This is a genomic window from Pseudomonas sp. MYb193, assembly GCF_002966775.1.
In the GTDB taxonomy this organism is placed as follows: domain Bacteria; phylum Pseudomonadota; class Gammaproteobacteria; order Pseudomonadales; family Pseudomonadaceae; genus Aquipseudomonas; species Aquipseudomonas paracarnis.
The window spans coordinates 3,926,366-3,944,082 of sequence record NZ_CP023269.1 but is presented as its reverse complement, the minus strand read 5'-3'; the positions used below and the strand labels follow the sequence as shown (position 1 = coordinate 3,944,082).

15 protein-coding genes are annotated in these 17,717 nt (G+C 61.0%); 9 read left to right on the top strand and 6 right to left on the bottom strand.

Annotated features, from left to right (window positions below; translation table 11 throughout):
* Positions 1 to 162 precede the first annotated feature (162 nt).
* Genes CLM72_RS17775 through CLM72_RS17735 form a run of 9 tightly spaced genes read left to right on the top strand, consistent with a single transcriptional unit; the run spans position 163 to position 11,419 of the window.
* Positions 163 to 420: a PAAR domain-containing protein gene (locus CLM72_RS17775; protein WP_105227323.1), complete on the top strand. Its 258-nt coding sequence runs from the start codon at positions 163 to 165 to the stop codon at positions 418 to 420.
* Complete coding sequence (locus CLM72_RS17770; RefSeq protein WP_105227322.1) at positions 417 to 1,541, top strand: hypothetical protein; 1,125 nt, start codon at positions 417 to 419, stop codon at positions 1,539 to 1,541. The genes CLM72_RS17775 and CLM72_RS17770 overlap by 4 nt, the downstream gene beginning before the upstream one ends.
* Positions 1,525 to 4,890: an ImcF-related family protein gene (locus CLM72_RS17765; RefSeq protein ID WP_105227321.1), complete on the top strand. Its 3,366-nt coding sequence runs from the start codon at positions 1,525 to 1,527 to the stop codon at positions 4,888 to 4,890. Before CLM72_RS17770 ends, CLM72_RS17765 begins: the two co-directional genes overlap by 17 nt.
* Entirely contained in the window at positions 4,887 to 6,464 is a 1,578-nt protein-coding gene (tssA, locus tag CLM72_RS17760) for a type VI secretion system protein TssA (protein ID WP_105227320.1), read from the top strand. Before CLM72_RS17765 ends, tssA begins: the two co-directional genes overlap by 4 nt.
* Positions 6,465 to 6,488: 24 nt before the next feature.
* Complete coding sequence (gene tssF / locus CLM72_RS17755; protein ID WP_105227319.1) at positions 6,489 to 8,258, top strand: type VI secretion system baseplate subunit TssF; 1,770 nt, start codon at positions 6,489 to 6,491, stop codon at positions 8,256 to 8,258.
* A complete protein-coding gene (gene tssG / locus CLM72_RS17750; protein WP_105227318.1) occupies positions 8,222 to 9,319 on the top strand; it encodes a type VI secretion system baseplate subunit TssG in 1,098 nt (365 codons plus the stop codon). The genes tssF and tssG overlap by 37 nt, the downstream gene beginning before the upstream one ends.
* Positions 9,300 to 9,824 (top strand): type VI secretion system lipoprotein TssJ, encoded by a 525-nt coding sequence (gene tssJ / locus CLM72_RS17745; RefSeq protein ID WP_105227317.1) that lies wholly within the window; start codon positions 9,300 to 9,302, stop codon positions 9,822 to 9,824. Before tssG ends, tssJ begins: the two co-directional genes overlap by 20 nt.
* Before the next feature lie 3 nt (positions 9,825 to 9,827).
* Entirely contained in the window at positions 9,828 to 10,268 is a 441-nt protein-coding gene (gene tssE, locus CLM72_RS17740; RefSeq protein ID WP_105227316.1) for a type VI secretion system baseplate subunit TssE, read from the top strand.
* Positions 10,269 to 10,291: 23 nt separating this feature from the next.
* A complete protein-coding gene (locus tag CLM72_RS17735) occupies positions 10,292 to 11,419 on the top strand; it encodes an OmpA family protein (RefSeq protein ID WP_105227315.1) in 1,128 nt (375 codons plus the stop codon).
* Positions 11,420 to 11,475: 56 nt separating this feature from the next.
* Here CLM72_RS17735 and CLM72_RS29335 read toward each other — a convergent pair whose 3' ends face one another.
* The 6 genes from CLM72_RS29335 to CLM72_RS17705 form a co-directional block, all read right to left on the bottom strand.
* Entirely contained in the window at positions 11,476 to 11,814 is a 339-nt protein-coding gene (locus tag CLM72_RS29335) for a transcriptional regulator (RefSeq protein ID WP_256595208.1), read from the bottom strand.
* A gap of 87 nt (positions 11,815 to 11,901) precedes the next feature.
* Positions 11,902 to 12,150, bottom strand: a complete 249-nt coding sequence (locus CLM72_RS17725; protein ID WP_105227314.1) for a hypothetical protein — start codon at positions 12,148 to 12,150, stop codon at positions 11,902 to 11,904.
* Between the two features lie 221 nt (positions 12,151 to 12,371).
* Entirely contained in the window at positions 12,372 to 14,345 is a 1,974-nt protein-coding gene (locus CLM72_RS17720; RefSeq protein WP_105227313.1) for an avidin/streptavidin family protein, read from the bottom strand.
* A gap of 167 nt (positions 14,346 to 14,512) precedes the next feature.
* Positions 14,513 to 15,853, bottom strand: coding sequence for an MFS transporter (locus CLM72_RS17715; protein ID WP_256595207.1), 1,341 nt, complete (start codon positions 15,851 to 15,853; stop codon positions 14,513 to 14,515).
* Between the two features lie 56 nt (positions 15,854 to 15,909).
* Positions 15,910 to 16,734: an aspartate/glutamate racemase family protein gene (locus tag CLM72_RS17710; protein ID WP_105227312.1), complete on the bottom strand. Its 825-nt coding sequence runs from the start codon at positions 16,732 to 16,734 to the stop codon at positions 15,910 to 15,912.
* A gap of 34 nt (positions 16,735 to 16,768) precedes the next feature.
* Complete coding sequence (locus CLM72_RS17705; RefSeq protein ID WP_105227311.1) at positions 16,769 to 17,659, bottom strand: hypothetical protein; 891 nt, start codon at positions 17,657 to 17,659, stop codon at positions 16,769 to 16,771.
* Positions 17,660 to 17,717 lie beyond the last annotated feature (58 nt).

The window sequence follows — 17,717 nt, the reverse complement described above, 5'->3', positions numbered from 1 at the left end:
ATATCAATTGATTTTGTCTGAAAAATTAAAATTCGATTGATAATGAAGTTTTTGGTTTTAAACCATATTTTACTGGCTTTGTATACTCACGGTACACCGGTACGCTATCTCTGCTTCAGTCATTTCTAAAATTTGATTTGCTATTAGGTAGGAGGCAAGACAATGAAACCTTTCGTACGCAAAGGTGACACCTTGCACGAGTACGGCGGTGAAGTGCTAGAAGGGCACTATCTCTGCCATGGACAACCCATCGCATGCCAAGGTGATTCGGTGCGCTGTGACCTACATGGGATGACAACGATTGCCGAGGGCAGCGATCTGGTTCAGTTCGATGGTCGTCCGGCAGCTTTGGATGGTCACTGTTGCGACTGTGGTTGCACGTTGGTCAGCTCAATGCCTGACACCTCGGCGGCCTCATGATCAAGGCGCCAGAGTTCGCTTTGTATCCAGAGGTCCAGCCTCCCGCCTATTCGCGTTGGATCGCTAGTGGCATGGTGCTGTGCACCTTGGCTGGTGGCACCACTGTGCTTCTGCGCGCATTTATCGAGGCACGTTTAGCTGTGGCTGGCGTGACCCTTGTGCTGCTTATTTGGCTGTTAGCGTTACTGGTGCGAGTAGTGTTCTACCGCGTGAACCAACACAACGCGCGGTGCTACGCCATGTCGGTGGAGCAAGTGCAACGAACATGGTGGGCGCGTCATCGGCAGACTGTCGCCTTGGTCGAGGCTGTGTTGTTGGGCCCCACGTGCAGCGCGCCGGAGCATCGAGGGAGTTTTTTTGATCCTGACCATCAGCCTGCTTTAGTACAGGAAATGCCCGAGGGGGCCGTGATTCGTCTGCGACAGATCTTAGGACGAGAGACTGTAGAGCGTGAGAGGCAGTTGGCGATTTTTCTGGCATTGCAATGGCGTGAGCAACGGGGAGATGGCCCTCTCGCTGATCCCTTGCGTTGTTATTGGCAGGGATCGGCGAATGCTTGGCGGGCGTTTGTCACCGAAGTAAAAAAGATATATCCGCAGGTTCAATTGCCTGAACTCCCGGAGCCTTGGCAAGGCATTGGTAGTTTGGACGAGATCATCGACCTTCTTCAAGGAATGTCCGCCGATACCTGCATCCTGTGTGCGGGAGTCCAGTCGACACCCCCCGAAAGTGACAGGCGTTTTCCTGGGGGAGAGGCTGCGGTGCTATGGCTGCTTGGCTCGCAAAGTGGCGTGCGTTTCCTGCGCGGCGAATGGTTTTCGGCCGATGTAGATGAGCTCCCTAAAGTAGTGGAGCGAGCGCAGCAGCAAAGTTCATTTGAGGTGTCTGCGCCGATATGCGTGTCACTTCTCCAGCCGGATATTCCCGCCATTCGTTGGAATACCAGGCAAAACGTGCAAAACACGCACTTTGGTGCTTTAGAGAATCTTGAAGCAATGGTGCTGCAAACCCTGGCCGCCTGGTATGCCGAGCAACATGGAGTGCCCTGTGCGTGGTTGGCTTCTGACCCTCATCACACCTTAGCCCTTGGAATTGTGGAACCCGATGACTCAAGTAGCTGAAACTCCAAAAATTTCCTCTTGGCTGACAACACTCTTATTGTCGGTGCTTGTCGCCGTGCTCGTCGCGTTGGGTGCGGTGAGCTGGTGGCTATGGGCGGGTATAGCGTTCAACCGCAATACGCTATTCGATGTAGTGCTCAAAGGTCTCCTGTGCTGGGCGTTGTTATCAGTTTTGGCAATATTTTCCTGGCAGATCGTGCAGCGCGGAGTGCGAAGGCTGGTGATCAGTACGCCAGTGCTGCCTTCTATAGATTTAGCTGAGCGCACTATGCAGGACGACACGTTAGCGGTTGATCAATACCTGCGTGATCAATACGGCTTCTTCTGGCGTCGAAAAGTCCGTCTGTTTTTGGTAGTGGGTGAGCCTGCCCAGATTGCAGCCATCGCTCCGGGCCTGACCAAAGAAAATTGGCTGGAAGGACAGAGCACCGTGCTGCTGTGGGCAGGCAGCGTCCAAGGTGAACCGCAAGACTCTTTGCTTTTGCAGTGGCGTGGCCTGTGCCGCAGGCGTGCGCTCAATGGGGTGGTCTGGGCATTGAGCAAAGACCAGTGCACCGATGCCGCCGCCATGAGCGCCGGTGCCCGTCGCCTGCAAACCCTGGCCCGTGCGTTGCGCTGGCAGTTGCCGTTGCACCTGTGGCAGGTCGGCGAGAGTGCATGGTCTCAGGACGATCGCGATAGCCAACCCGTGGGCTGCCTGCTGCCGTCACGTGTCACCCCCCTGATTCTAGAAAACAGTCTGGATAGTTTGCTCGACCCCTTGCGCCGTGCGGGCCTGGCGCAAATGCACGATGCCGTGACCCATGACTTCCTCCTGCGGCTTTCCCGCGATTTACAGGCCGAGGGCATTGCCCGCTGGCGCCAGGTACTGACGCCGCTATTGGGTGAGTTTTCCCGCGGTGTACCGTTACGCGGCCTATGGTTCAGTCTGCCGGTGCCGCCTGTTGAGAGCACGCTTGAACACTTTTGGCCGGTGAATACGGCCTGGCAAGGCGTTCTCAACGATAAAGCCGCCAGTGGCCGTCGATTGGGCTGGAGCGCACACCGAATCACCTATGCGCTGACATTGGGATTGGCCGTACTGTGGAGCGCCGGACTGCTGCTGTCTTTCGTCAGCAATCGCGTACAGATCGCCCAGATACACACCTCACTTGCTGCCCTGCAACACTCCTCGCAAGGTGACGAGCAACTCCAGGCCCTCAATGAATTGGTCCGCGAGCTGGCGCGCCTGGATGATCGCGTCCAGGGCGGCGCTCCGTGGTACCAACGCTTTGGCTTGAACCACAATCAAACACTGCTTGAAACGCTGTGGCCACCTTATGTCGAGGCCAACAACCGTCTGATCCGCGACCCGGCCGCCGCCATGCTGCGCCAACAGCTCAACGCGCTGGTCAGGCTGGCCCCGGACAGCCCCGAGCGTGCGGAACGTGCCCGCGATGCCTATGCCCAGCTCAAAGTCTATTTAATGATGGCGCGCCCGGAAAAATCCGATGCCAGTTTCCTGGTCACAACCCTGAGTGAAGTTGAGCCGACACGCACAGGCGTATCACCTGGGCTATGGCAAAGCCTGGCGCCCAACCTGTGGCGGTTCTATGGCGAACACCTGACCGCGAACCCTGGCTGGCGCATCCAGGCCGACCCCAGGTTGGTTGCTCAAGTCCGGCAGGTACTGCTCGGCCAGTTGGGCCAACGCAATGCTGAGGCCAGCCTGTATCAACAGTTGCTCGATGACGCCGCCAATCACTACCCGGAACTGGGCCTTCACCAACTGGTAGGTGACACCGATGCCCCGGCCTTGTTCTCCACCGATGCCAGCGTGCCGGGCGTATTCACCCGCCAGGCCTGGGAGGGCCAGGTGCGCCAAGCCATCGACGAGATCGCCGAGGCCCGCCGCGAGGAAATCGACTGGGTGCTCAGCGACAAGCCCGCCGACATCGACACCCGCTTGAGCCCGGACCAGCTCCGCGAGCGGCTCACCGAACGGTACTTCCAGGACTACGCCAGTGTCTGGCTGGATCTGCTCAACAGCCTGCGCTGGCAGGAAGCGGGGAGCCTCGCCGAAGTGATTGACCAATTGACGCTGATGAGCGACGTGCGCCAATCCCCACTGATTGCGCTGATGAATACCGTGGCTTATCACGGTCAGGCGGGCACTCGAACCCAGGCGTTGGCCGACTCACTCATGAAGTCCGCGCAAAAGCTGATCGGGCAGGACAAGGCGCCGCTGATCGACCAACTGGCCCACCTGCCCAGCAGTCCTTTGGATGCGACCTTTGGCCCGTTGCTGGCGCTGCTGGGCAAAGGTCCGGAAGGCAAGAGCGGCGCCGATGGCTTGAGCCTTCAAGCCTTCCTCACACGGGTAACACGGGTACGCCTCAAGTTACAGCAAGTCAGCACGGCGGCCGATCCGCTGGAAATGACCCAGGCACTGGCGCAAACCGTGTTTCAAGGTAAAAGCATCGACCTGACCGACACCCAATCCTACGGCAGCCTGATGGCTGCCAGCTTGGGTTCGGAGTGGGGTGGGGCGGCGCAAACGCTGTTCGTGCAGCCGCTGGAGCATGCCTGGCAACGCGTCCTGCAACCGTCTGCCGCTGGGATCAACAGCCAATGGCAACGCTCGATCGTCAACCATTGGGACGACGCTTTCGCCAGCCGCTACCCGTTTACAGCCACTGCCAGCGATGCGTCCTTACCGATGCTGGGCCAGATGATCCGCGCAGACTCCGGCCGCATCGAGCAGTTTTTGCAGCGGCAATTGAGCGGCGTGTTGCGCAAGGAGGGTAGCCGTTGGGTCGCCGATCCGCGCCACAGCCAAGGGCTGCGCTTCAACCCGCAATTTCTGACCGCCATCAACCAGCTTAGCGAGTTGGCCGATGTGCTCTACACCGATGGTGGCATGGGGCTGAGCTTTGAGCTGCAAGGCAAACCGGTACGCGATGTGGTGCAAACCACCTTCATCCTCAACGGCGACAAGCACCAGTACTTCAACCAGAAGGAGAGCTGGCAGCGGTTCAACTGGCCGGGGCGTAGTGACTATCCCGGCGTCAGCCTGAGCTGGACCAGCCTGCTGGCCGGCGAACGATTGTTCGGCGATTACCCCGGTACCTGGGGGCTAATCCGCTTGTTGGAAAAAGCCCAGGTCACGCCGTTGGACGATGGTGACAGTCGCTACCGCATGGTGCTCAAGGCGCCCGATGGCTTGAACCTGATCTGGCACCTACGTACTGAATTGGATGCCGGGCCGTTGGCCCTGCTCAAACTGAGGGGCTTCAAGTTGCCCCAGCAGATTTTTCTCGGCGAGAACGCCACCGAAACGCCTTATGCACAGAATGGGAGTTTCCCATGAGCCTGCGCACCTTGATCGCCCGCTGCCTCGGCGAGCGCGACGCATTGTCCGTCGCCCACGAGCAAGCCGCCCACTGGCAACCCTGGCTGCACCCCATCAGCACCGACTCCCCCGTCGGCGAAGACCCCGGCTACGACGATGACTTCCAGCGCATGCGCGAAGAGGTCAACAAGCTCTCCGGTGCCGATGCAGAGCAGGTCGCCCAACTGGCGGAGAAGCTGCTGATCCATAACTGCAAGGACCTCCGTGTCGCCACCTATTACCTGTGGGCACGCTTACACAAGGACGGCGAAGTCGGCCTGGCCGACGGCCTCAGCCTACTGGCCGCTCTGGTGGAACGCTTTGCCAACGCGGTTCTGCCAATCCGCCCCACCAGCCGCAAGATGGCCTTGGAATGGTTGGCCGGCGGCAAGGTGCTGGACACGCTCTCGCTGTATCCGGAAGTGGTCAAGGCCGAGGCTGAGCGCACTGCCGCAGCACTCGCCTGGCTGGAGCGCGGGCTGGGTGCGTGGCCGCAGGAGCAGCGTCCAAATTTGGAACCCCTGTATACCGCCCTGTCCGCGAGATTAGCGCAGTCCGGTGGCATGGACGCCTTGGTGCCGCAGAACACCGCCAGCCATGAAGCGACTGCACATACGCCAGCGGCGCAGGTCAAGTCCGGGCGCGACCTGTTGGACAGCGGCCGGGCCTTGGCGTCGTACCTGCGTGACCAACCTTTGGGCTGGCTGGCGGCCCACCGCCTGATGAAAAGCTTGCGTTGGGACACGGTGCACCAGGCGCCACCGCAAGATACGAACAACAACACACGCCTGACGCCGCCGCGCAGTGACTACCGGGCGCAGCTCAAACGTTTGTACCTGCAACAGAACTGGTTGGAGTTGATCGAGCAGGTCGAGCGGATTTATGCCGAGGGGGTGAACCATTTCTGGCTCGACCTGCAGTGGTACCTGTACCAGGCCCTGAGCAAACAGCCCGCGCCGCAGGACCGCTGGGCCGATATCGCCAAGCGTGACCTGGGCATGCTCCTTGAGCGCCTGCCGGGTCTGGATGTGCTGTGCTGGAGTGACGGCAGCCCCTTCGCCGATGAGACCACCCGCGAGTGGATTGCCCAGCACGTCAGCGGCAACCAACCTCAGCAATGGTTACCCGTGCCCTCGGCGGCACCGGCCACTGGCGATACCGACATCCTGTCCCTGGAAGGCGAGGCCGTGGCCCAGGCCGACAGCGATGGGGTGGATCAGGCGCTGGCCTGGCTGGCCGCACGCCCCGGTATCCACACTGGGCGCCAACGCTGGCTGCTGCGCCTGCTGATGGCGCGCGTTGCCGAGCAGTATGCCAAAAGCGATCTGGCCATCCATCTGTTGGCAGAGCTGGATGCCACGGCGCAACGCCAAGCCTTGGCCGAGTGGGAGCCTGAACTGAATTTTGAGGTCAAGGCGCGCCTGCTCAAACTGCTGCGGGTGAAAGCTCAGCGTAACGACGCCGACAAACCCACCCTGGCGCGGCGCATGGAAGCCTTGCTGGCGGCGCTGGTGGCCATCGATCCGGTACGCGCCGCAGTGCTTTGCGGCTAACCCTCCTATATCAGGATTCTTTCTGTGAGCATGGATAATCTGACACTGCGCTACTTTGATGCCGAAATGCGCTACCTGCGCGAGGCCGGCAAGGAGTTCGCGGACGCATTCCCGGATCGGGCGGCGCAGCTCAACCTGGACAAACCGGGCGCACGGGATCCCTATGTGGAGCGTCTGTTCGAGGGCTTCGCATTCTTGATGGGGCGCCTGCGGGAAAAGCTTGACGATGATCTGCCGGAGTTGACCGAGGGGCTGGTCAGCCTGTTGTGGCCGCATTACTTGCGCACCATCCCATCCCTGTCGGTGGTCGAATTGGCGCCTGAACTGGCGCAGATGAAACGCAGCGAGTTGATCGCCCAGGGCTTTGAGGTGCTGTCGCAACCCATCGGGCCACAACGCACCCGTTGCCGTTACACCACCACCCAGGACGTGACCCTGCGACCGCTGGCGTTGGAGTCGGTAGGGCGCGGTCATGAAATGGATGGTCGCTCGGTGTTGCGCCTGCGCTTTGCCTGTGGGGCGCTGACGGACTGGAGCCTGATCGACCTTCGCCGTTTGCCGCTGTACCTGAACGCCGATGCGCCGCTGGCCAGCGCGTTGCATCAGGCGCTGACCCTGAATGCGCAAGCGATGTATGTGCGCTGGCCCGGCCAGACCGAACGTCAGCCACTGACCGCGCATTTTGCGCCCAAGGGGTTTGCCGATGAAGACCGGCTGTGGCCCAAGGGTGACAGCGCCTTCAGCGGTTACCAGCTGTTGCTGGAGTACTTCAGCTTTCGTGAAAAATTCATGTTCGTGACCTTGTGTGGCTTGGAGCAGTTGAAGATTGCGCCTGGCACGGCGTGGTTCGAACTTGAAGTGGTGTTGCGTGAACCTTGGCCGGCCAACTTCGACTTGAACAGCGAACACATCCGCCTGCACGCGGTACCGGTGATTAATTTGTTCGCGCTGGAGGCCGACCCGCTGACCCTGGCGCCCCTGCAAACCGACTACCTGTTGCGCCCCATGCGCTTGCAGGACGGCCATACGGAGATCTATTCGGTGGACCGGGTCACCGCGTCGAGGAACGCCGAACGCCAGGACTACGTGCCGTTCACCAGCTTTCGTCACAAGGGCGGCATGCTGCGCGACGAGTCCCCGGAACGCTACTTTCATACACGCCTGAAGCGCGCAGCGAATGGCCTGCATGACACCTGGCTGATTTTGGGCGGCGAGGGCTTTGACAAGGACCGCCTGCGCGAGCGTGAAAGCCTGTCCTTGCGCTTGACCGGCACTCACGGCCAGTTGCCGCGCAAGGCGCTGCAAAGCACCTTGCTCGATACGCTGGTGCAGTCCACCCAGTCCGGTTTGCGCGTGCGCAACCTGTGTGCGCCGACCTTGCCGTGCTACCCGCCGAACCGCGACCGCTTTCACTGGCGGGTGCTCAGTCACCTGGGCTCGAACTTCCTGCCGATGCTCGACAATGCCGAGGTGCTGCGCGGCACCTTGGCGCTATACGACTGGACCGGCAGCGAACTGAATCGCCGTCGTCTGGCGGCGATTGTCGAGGTCAAACATCATCTGGTGCAGCGTTTCGAGAAAGGCTTTCTGCTGCGCGGGGTGGATATCGAAATCACCCTGGATGGCAATGGCTTCTCAGGGGAGGGCGACATCAGCCTGTTCGGCGAGATGCTCAACCGCTTCTTCTCCTTGTATGCCGACATTCATTTGTACACCCAGCTCACGCTGATCCTGCAACCTACTGGAAAGTGCCTGCGATGGAACGAGAACCACAGTCAGCGAATTCCCGGCTGAAAGCCGGCGGCCTGCTCGATGCTCTGCAGGACCAAGTGGCCGAGGCCAACCTGTACCGCTTTTGCCAGTTGCTGGAACAGGCTTTGCCCGGTCATCCGCCCTTGGGCAGTACTGCGCGCCCGGCCGATGATGCCGTACGCTTTCGGCCAGATCCGGGCATGGGTTTTCCGGCCAGCGAGTTGAAGGCGATTGAAACCGATGAGGCTCACCCGGAGCGACCGGCAACCATACGCACGCGTTTGCTCGGGTTGTACGGGGTCGACTCGCCGATGCCGACGGTGTTTCTGGATGACATCGCACAGCGCCGAGAAGGGCATGAAGCGTTGGAAGCCTTCCTGGATATTTTCAACCACCGGATCTTCACCCAGTTCTACCGGATCTGGCGCAAGTATTCCTACCCGGCGACGTTCGAAGCCGGCGGTACCGATGCCACCTCGCAATGCCTGTTGGGCCTGATCGGCCTGGGCATTCCGGGCACCGCCCAGCAGATCGCCACGCCGGTTTCGCGCTTTCTGGCCCTGCTCAGTGTGATGCGCCTGCCCACGCGTAACGCCGAAGGCATCACCGCGCTGGTCAAGTTGCTGGCCCCCAACACCCAGGCACAGGTGACCCCGCATTGGCCGCTGAAAATTGCGCTGGAACAGCCGGCCAGCCTTTCCCGCCAACGTCCAGTGAGCTTGTCCCAGGGGACGCCGTTGGGCAGCGCTGGCTTTGATGCCAACAGCCAATTGCGGCTGACGCTCTACACCGAAGACACGCAGGAAGCTAGCGGCTGGTTGCCCGGTGGCGAGTTGTACAGCGATTTGCTGGTGCTGCTACGCGTGTACCTCGGGTGGCGCTGTACAGCCAAATTGCAGTTGTCATTGCCGGTGCACAGCCTGCCGGTGCCCGTGCTGGGGCATGCGCCCATCCGGCTCGGCATGACCGGCGTGCTGGGCTTGGGCAGTGATGCCTGGCAGGTGGCAGAGCACGACACGCTCACGATCAACCTGGGCCGCTACCAAGGCCTTTCGATTAATCCCCACAACAGGGAAACACAGCATGTTGCGTACCTTTTTTAGTCTGGTGATGTTCGCGGCGCTCGGCGGATGTGGTCTGGCCCAGACCGTCGCGGATGGCACGGCATCCACCGCCAAGGCGATCTTCTACAAGCAGGTGAAAACCCTGCACCTGGATTTCAGTGCACGCACGGCGCTGAACACCGCCGCCACGGACATGCGCGCCTTGTCGGTGCCGACCCTGGTGCGGGTGTACCAATTGCGCGACAGCAAGGCGGTAGAGCAGGCGACCTACGACGGGCTGCTGGGCGATGACGATCAGCTGTTGGCGAGCACATTGCTCGACAAACGCTCGGTGGTGGTGAAACCCGAAGAGGGCGCACAGTTGAACGTACCGATGGACAAGGACGCGCAGTTCGTCACGGTGGTGGCGTTGTTCCGCAGCCCCGACACCCAATTGAATACTTGGCGCCTGACCCTGACCCGCGATGACCTGGACCCGGACCGGGCGCGAGTCATCGAACTGGGGGATAACCGCTTGACGCTGCGGCCCTTGGCCAAGGACTGAACCATGACCGAGTACAACCCTTCGCTGTACGAAATGCTGCTGCAAAATTTCGACGGTGAGTTGGACTTGCATCGCGTCAGCGAGGAGGACCAGCACGCCCTGTCGGTGCTGGACAACCTGCAGCGCATCCTCAATAGCCGCGCCGGTGCGCTCAGTCATCTGCCCGATTACGGGCTGCCGGACATGGGCTTGATCCTGCAGGGGCTGCCCGCCACAGCCCATGGCTTGATCGGCACCATGACCGCCACCTTGCTCAAGTACGAACCGCGTCTGGCGGCGGTCGCCATCGAACTGCAGCCCCAGACGCTGCCGGGGCACCTTGAGTATGCGTTGGATGCGCAATTCAAAGATGGTCAGCACGTGAGCTTTGGCACCACGCTGGCGCCCGAAGGAAAAGTACTGGTACGCCACTTGAAGCGACAGCATTACCTGACCAAGCCTTGAACCTATAACGGAAGGGAAGCCCTATGACGGCGTTGTTTGAGATGCGTATTCGAGTCGGTGGTGATCCGCGTGGTTTCAGTGAATTTACAGCATTGCGCGAGGAGTTGGCCAAGCTCAACCATCCTGCCTGCCCGGATGTGGACTGGGCCAAGGTGGAGCAAAGCTGCCTGGCGCTGTTCCAACACAATGGCGCCGACCTTCAAACCGCCTGTTTATACACCTTGGCACGCGGTCAGCGTCATGGGCTGGAGGGCATCACCCAAGGCGTGGTGTTGCTGGAAGCCCTGAGCCGCGAGTGGGCACGCCTGTGGCCGCCGATGGCGTCGGTGCGCCTGGACCTGCTGGGATGGTTGTTCGATCAACTGCAACTGCTGATGCGCAGCATGGCGATGACCGCCCACAGTGTGCCCGCGCTGGCTCAGCTGGACACCGAGCTGGCACGTTTGCATGCGCGTTTACTTCCTCAGGGCGCTAATCCTCTGCTGACATTGCAGGCTCTGCGCCTCCAGGTGGGCAGCCTGATCCGGCGCCTTGAACAGAGCTACGCATCGGGCGAAAGGGTGCTGGCACCTGTCAGGGTGATAACGCCGACATGGGTGACCCCCGTGGTTATTCTGCCACCCCCTGACGTGGAGCCACGCAGGCGGCGTCTGGCCTTGTGGCTGTTTGCCGGAGCGCTGATTATCGCCTCGCTCGCGGGACTTGGTTTGCGGACGTGGCTGGCAAATCAAGACCCTCCACCCCCCAAGCCCGAACCCGTGCGATTGGACAGCCTGTCGCTGTTCGATGCCGGCAGCGCAATCCTGAAGCCAGGCTCGACCAAAGTACTGATCAATGCCCTGGTCGGTATCAAAGCCCAACCGGGCTGGCTGATCGTGATTGCCGGGCACACCGATGCAACCGGAGTTACAGAGCAAAACCTGGCCCTGTCCCACGCCCGCGCCTCAGCCGTGCGCGACTGGATGCAGCAGATGGGCGACATTGCCGACAGTTGTTTTGCGGTGCAGGGTTTGGCGGCCAATCAGCCGATCGCCAGCAATGCGACCGAGGCCGGGCGTACCGCTAATCGACGTGTCGATATCCAACTGGTGCCACAGGTTGGGGCTTGCGAGCAGGCTGTATTGACAGGGGAGAGGCGCCCGTCTGCCTAAGCTGTCTAGGCTGGGGCAGGTGACGTGGCATGACTGGATGCCGTAGCCAATCCTTTTCAAGGGGCTGGCAAGCCGCTGAGTTGACGTACCGTCTGCACCAACCCCTCGGAACACCGCTGCAACTGCTTCAACTGCCGCTGAAAGCGCTGCAAATCATGCTGCGTCTGCGTCAGCCGCTCCGCCGCCAACACTGCCATATGCCGCTCCCCAGTCAACACATAGAGCACATCCACGCCCGCAGCAGCGATGGCCGCCAGATAGTTGGCCTTGGGGAAACGGCTGGCGTCTTCGTAGTGGCGCTGCGCATTGGCCTCCACGCCGCCGATCTCTCCCAGTTCGCGCTGGGACAATGCCAGCCGTAGCCGTTCTTCGCGTAACCGTGCGCCGATGGTCATCCCTGATCGCCCCCTGGTGTTTGCGTTACCCATGCTGGTTGAGGGGCATTGGGCAGGCAGAGACCGCGGGGCGTCAATGGCTTTTTCCTACAGCCTGATCGGGGTTGTTCGCTTGGCGCTTCCACGCGTGGCGGGCTTGGCCTTAACGGGCCGGCAGGCCAATGTCGGCGGCTCGGCTTGCAGCACCTGCAACAAACAGCGCGTGGCCTCGCGGTCGCTGTTTGACAGCGTTCGGTAGTACTGCAACACCCGTACTTCGTCGCGTGTTAACCGCAGTACGGTTTGCGCGCTGGTGTGAGTCAAGGCTTTGACCGGTCGATGATCAGCAATCGGCATGGCGCTATGTCCTATCATTGTTTTCCAAGGTTGGGTTTCACGCGATACGGCAAGTGTTTAAAGGCGTGCCCCATTCTCTGGTTAATCAATAACGTTTTAGACCCACCACCGCACGTCTTTTTTCATACCTCAAGTACGTTTCCGATCCCGCTGTCGGGAACACAACCGCAGGCTGTAAGACACGGCCCGTTAAGGCGATAGAAGGTTCTGAGATTCAATATTCAGAACTGACCCGGTTGATGCAGCGTTCGCGCATCTTGCCGATAAAACGTCAGGGACTTCACCTGCGTTTGCACATAGCTGTGCGCAACGGTGGTTGGCGAGCTGGCCATGACCAGAACATTCAAACTGTGATCCTTCAAGTCGACTGAGCCGGATAGGCACAGTGCCGTGGCGCCTTCGACTCCTGGTGCCGTCAGGCTAACCGATTGCAACGCCAGCCCGCTGGTTCGGGCATTGATGTCGGTGAAGCCGGATACTTCGGCTTCGCCGGTGTCGGCTGACAGTGTGCCACTGACATAGCCAAATGCATGGCGCTGGCCTGCATGCACACGCAGGCTCAAGCAGCTTCCATCAGCGGCGGCCCAGGTGCCGCTTAGGGGGTCTTCAATGTCTGGCCCTGATGTGGGAGCGGTAACCGGAGAATGTTCCGGCCCGTAAGCCACTCTGTGGTACAGCAACTTGTCGACGTAGGTGCCTTGGTCAGCAAGCCCCGGGAAGTCACTGGTGGCTACCAGCAGGTGCGATAGTGCCAGCCTGTCTTCGTCCTTCACGCGCAGAATTTGTCCGCTGAGCCCAGAAGACCAGTTCCAGCTGGGATCAGAGGGTTCTTCACCCAGGGAGTGCCAGTCGATGGCCAATGCTATCGGAAGGCCTTGTTCTGCATGGACGGTGGCGGGCGCTTGATAGCCGGCCACGGCATATTGGCCTGTCGAACCCGTCGAGGATTGGTAGGTGCCGCAGATCCGGTTCCCTTCAACCTTTAGCGTCATGACCGAACCATAGTCATTCTGCCAGGTGCCGGCGGCCGTCATCGGCCGCGAAGGCGCTTGGGCTTTGGCCGTGGCGTTGAAGATAAGCTTTCCGTGGGTGAGGGGCCTCGGTGCCGTGTCGAACGGTTGCGAGGACGAACGCGTGATGATCTGCGGGCCGCCGGGGCGATTGAAGAGCCACACGCCAGCGGGCGCCAATGAGTACGCACCCGGACGACATTGGACCACACGGTACTCATAGACGGTGTAGCAATGCTCCATCACCAATGAACCCACCAGCACCAGGTCGGCCAAGCCGAGTGGCTCAAATTGAGGCAGGGTTTTGCCTTTGCTGGGGCCTTCCTCAATCAAGACGTTGTAGAGGTTGGCCCCGAGGGTAATCTCGCCATCGGCGAAGCCGAGGACCACGTCGGGGGCGCCACCTTGAGCGATGCGCGCCAGAGTCTGGCGCATCAGCCGGTCGTCTCCTTTGAACCGGGAGGAGCCGGAGTCCAGGGCAAAGGTCAGGTCTTGGGCCAACACTTCGCCGCCGACGGCGTAGGAGGTGAGGGGCGTGGACCAGATGTACTCCACCCCAGCGACCTTGTTGTAGAGCGACCAGGGCAGAAATACATGCGGGCCTCGGGTCTTGCTGGCATCAACGCCGCCCAACTGACAGCTGCCGCGCCGTGAGGCGGCCTCCCAATCGAAGGTGATGAAGGGGTGTGTGGGATCAACTTTGCCGCTGTTCATCAATGCCTGGAACACGAATGAGCTCCGGCCGTCGACATAGGCGCTGCTGCTGGGCAAGCCAATGCCGCCGTCCCAATCCAATTGGCGAAACTGTGCACCGCTGTAGTCTGCCGCCAGTAGCAGCTGGGTGGGCAGCGTCGTTTGGTTAATGTGCAATACGTCCGTGCCCGACTCGACCTGCATGGTTCCCCATGGGCCAAAGCTGTAGGGTCGTTGCAGGCAGTCGGTGAAGGTGAAGCTGCTGGACGCCTGATAGTCAAACCGGCCTGCACTGTAGTGTTGGCATCGATCCGCTGCGCACAGGCTGGAGGTGACCCAGGTGATGTTGGTACCTGTGTCCAGCGAGAGTTTCAAAGGTTGCCCCGGGGTGCCGACGCGCAGGGTTGAGTACCAGGGTGTGGCACCGTTGTTCTGGTAGGGGCCACGCTGCATGGCGAGGGTAATGCCCCCCACCTGATGTTCATTGTTCATGGTGAATTCCGTTTCTGATAAGCGTGATTGACGCTGATGTAGAGGGGCCGTGGAAGCGACCGGTGAGGGTCGCAGCCAGGGGCGCTCCGCTATTCAACCGCAGTCACCGGTTGGCGGATGTCGGTGAGCGCCGAGGGCGTTCGTGTGAAAGCGCGATGCGCTGCCCGTCAGTCCAGCGTCTTGCCTTCGGTTTCGGGAATGAACAGCGTCAGCACCACGGTGGCCAGCATGAAGGCGTTGATGAAGGTGGTGGTGATGTTGAACGATGCGCCATAGGCCACCAGCGCACCGATCAAGGAGGGCGCGAGAATGTTGGCGATGCGTTGGGCCAGAATCGCCCATGCGTAACCGATGGTGCGTAGCTGAGTCGGGTACAGCTCGGCGATCCAGGTGCCCCAGACGCCCCAGGCGCCCAGGCTGAAGAACGCCAGCGCAAAGTTGCTCAGGTACAGCATCTCCAGCGTTTGTGAGTTGGCAAAACCATAGCCGGCGATCACCGAGGCACTGATAAAACCGACGATGATCTTCTTGCGGCCATAGCGGTGGGTCAACCACGACGCGGCCATGTATCCGGGGATCATGCACAGCGCTGACAGCGCAATGAAGCCATAGCTCTGCGGCAGGGTCAGGCCGCGTTGTTGCAGCAACGTCGGCAGCCAGGTTTGCAGGCCCCAATAGCCCCAGGAAAACGTGAAGTTGACCAGGATCTGCAAGGCGCTGATTTTCAACAGCGCCGGGGCGAACAGCTCGCGTTGTCGGCCACGGCTGACGGGGTCTACCTGCAGTTGGCAGTCCTGCGGCACCTGCACGGCACCGCGGCTCAGTCGGGCGAGCACGGCGCGGGCCTGGGGCTGGCGCCCGACACTGGCCAGCCAGTACGGCGACTCCGGCACCCAGCGTGCTACCACTAGTGCCCACAGGCCACCGAGCGAGCTCACCGCAATGACCGTGCGCCAGCCATAGGGCATCAGCCACACCGTAGCCCCCAGCGCCAGGAGCATGCCGATGGGCCAGCCCGACGCCAGGTACACCGTCAGGGCACCGCGCTGGCGCACAGGCAACAACTCCTGGTAGTGGGCGAAGGTGACCACCATCATGCCCACGGCAGCGACGCCGGACAGCAGTCGCAGCACGTACAGGGTGGTGTAGTCTGGCGCGAAGGCGCTGACCAGGGATATCACGCCGTAACTGGCCAGGCTCCAGATCACCGCCCCTTTGCGCCCGATGCGTTCGGCCAGCTTGCCCCAGATCAACGAGCCCAGCAGCATGCCAATGAACATGGCACCAATCAGGTGGCCCACGGCTAAAGCATCCAACGCAAAGTCCTGGGCGATCAGCGGCGCGGTGTAGACAATAATCATCATCTCCCACGCCTCGATGGCGAAGACGAAGAACAGCGCGAGACAACACTTGAGGTGCTCGCGGGTCAAGGGTACATCGTGGAAAACATCGCCCACTTGTCGGGTGTAATGTGCTTCATGCTTGGGCATTGCAATGGCTTCGCTCATGAGGGTGAGGTCCCAGTGAGGAGAGGTGGCCACTCGGCCACCTCAAGGTTGAGGGGCTAGGCGTCCACGCGATTGCCGATGGGCACGGGGCCCTGGAACAGGCCAAAGGTTGTGATTTCGCTTTCAGGCGGTGGCTCGCAGCTGCCAACGCGACTGGGCGACCAGCCAAAGCGTTGCTTCATGCCGGCCAGCGCTTCGGCCATCTTGAACGCGGCCACGACGGGGTCGATGACCGGCACGCCCACCTCACGCTGCACTTGCTCAAAGAAGCCGAACTCAATGGTGCAGCCCAGAATAATGGCTTCGGCGCCGTCTTCTTCGACGGCCTGGAAGGCTTGTTCAATGATGCGCCGCCGGGTCAGGGCGGGGTCTTTCTGGAATTCATCGACCCCCATTCCCAGGGCGCGCATTGACGCGAGCCGATCCCCCGCGCCGTAGCCACGTACGCGCTCGCGCATCTGCTCCATCCATTTGTCACGCCCGACAATAATCGAGTAGCGATTGGCCAGTTGTGCGGCCACCTGCAGGCTCGCCTGGCAGGGGGCGACGACCAGGCAGTTGCCGGAAATTTCCCGCGCGTCCTCCAGGGCCGGGTCGTAGAAGCAGCCAATCACCAAAGCGTCAATGTTTTGCTGGTCGCAATCGCGGGCGATGCGGACGGTACGCTCATAGGTCAGTGCCTCATAGGTCCGGTATTCCAGGTGTGTCGGACTGGGCGTCATGTCAAAGGACACCACTTCAACGTGGGTCGACGGTTGTTTGATGCCGTGCAGTAAGTCGGCGATCGGCGCATCAAAGGTGGGGCAGCCAATCGGATTGAGCCAGCGTACCGAAACCGGTGCATCGTGGGGTTGGGGGGACGGTGTTGTTGCCGTATCCATGCGTGATGTCCTCAATTGAAATGGGTTGCCAGGGCTAGAAGAACTTCACCAGCGCCATGGTTAGTTCAGTGGAGCGCGGCAGGTTGGCGCTGTGGTAGTAATCGACATTGATATTGGCGGACAGGTAGAGTTCTTGTTGGGCAAACCCGGTGTAGGTCATGGACGGACCGATCTTTCCCACTCGCGATGATGCAAAGCTGGAGGCCGCACGGTTGTTGACGTGGTAGACGTGGTGCAGGCCCAGCCACAGGTCGTCGCGCACTAGGTAGCCTGCGGCGATGTCGGCGAACCAGTAGCTGACGCCGCCACGCAATTGTCTCGGGTCGCCGTCACCCAGGTCGGTGGCGTTGCGATTACGCGCGGCGTAATGCACGCCGACGGGGGTGAAGGTGGCGGCGAATTTGCCCTGGCGCCAATAGTTGGCCACGCTGAAACTGACCGCGTAACGGTTGGCAAAGGCACCGTGGCCGGCGACATTGTCGTTGCCGTTGGGGAACTCGACCATCAGTGTCGGGTTGGTCCAGAACGTGGTGTAGTCCGCAGCGCCGTAGGCACTGGTGGGTTCAAGCACGTTGTAGTAGTAGGCGAAGCCGAGGTTGGGGGAGGCAACGCCCCACGGGCGGGTGTTCTTCGCCCCTTGGGTGCTGGCATAACCGGGCACGGCGCCGACCCAGAACTGCAATTGATCGCGGGTGGTGTCGGTAAAGCCGGTTTCGGAAAAGTACGCCAGCACCGTATTGCCCCCGGCACGTACAGTGCCGTCGACGTTGCGGTTGAACACGGGAAAGGTTTCCAAGGCCCAGCGCCCGGGTAATCCTGGCTGTCCAAAGCCAATGAACTGTTCGGCGTGGGCCGAAGGGCTGTTGCCCAACGCCAGGGCCAGCGAAACCACAGCGCCGCAGCGCGATAGCGGATGTTGCAACATGACGGTTCCCTCTTATTGTTGTAGGTGAACGCCTGGGAAAGCCGCCGCATGGCGGCCG

Bases quoted from the DNA above. Each gene is read 5' to 3' on its own strand.
- tssG (WP_105227318.1), top strand. From the start codon at position 8,222: ATGGAACGAGAACCACAGTCAGCGAATTCCCGGCTGAAAGCCGGCGGC.
- CLM72_RS17735 (WP_105227315.1), top strand. From the start codon at position 10,292: ATGACGGCGTTGTTTGAGATGCGTATTCGAGTCGGTGGTGATCCGCGT.
- CLM72_RS29335 (WP_256595208.1), bottom strand. From the start codon at position 11,814: ATGACCATCGGCGCACGGTTACGCGAAGAACGGCTACGGCTGGCATTG.
- CLM72_RS17765 (WP_105227321.1), top strand. From the start codon at position 1,525: ATGACTCAAGTAGCTGAAACTCCAAAAATTTCCTCTTGGCTGACAACA.
- tssJ (WP_105227317.1), top strand. From the start codon at position 9,300: ATGTTGCGTACCTTTTTTAGTCTGGTGATGTTCGCGGCGCTCGGCGGA.
- CLM72_RS17720 (WP_105227313.1), bottom strand. From the start codon at position 14,345: ATGAACAATGAACATCAGGTGGGGGGCATTACCCTCGCCATGCAGCGT.
- CLM72_RS17715 (WP_256595207.1), bottom strand. From the start codon at position 15,853: ATGAGCGAAGCCATTGCAATGCCCAAGCATGAAGCACATTACACCCGA.
- tssA (WP_105227320.1), top strand. From the start codon at position 4,887: ATGAGCCTGCGCACCTTGATCGCCCGCTGCCTCGGCGAGCGCGACGCA.
- CLM72_RS17725 (WP_105227314.1), bottom strand. From the start codon at position 12,150: ATGCCGATTGCTGATCATCGACCGGTCAAAGCCTTGACTCACACCAGC.
- CLM72_RS17710 (WP_105227312.1), bottom strand. From the start codon at position 16,734: ATGGATACGGCAACAACACCGTCCCCCCAACCCCACGATGCACCGGTT.
- CLM72_RS17775 (WP_105227323.1), top strand. From the start codon at position 163: ATGAAACCTTTCGTACGCAAAGGTGACACCTTGCACGAGTACGGCGGT.
- CLM72_RS17705 (WP_105227311.1), bottom strand. From the start codon at position 17,659: ATGTTGCAACATCCGCTATCGCGCTGCGGCGCTGTGGTTTCGCTGGCC.
- CLM72_RS17770 (WP_105227322.1), top strand. From the start codon at position 417: ATGATCAAGGCGCCAGAGTTCGCTTTGTATCCAGAGGTCCAGCCTCCC.
- tssE (WP_105227316.1), top strand. From the start codon at position 9,828: ATGACCGAGTACAACCCTTCGCTGTACGAAATGCTGCTGCAAAATTTC.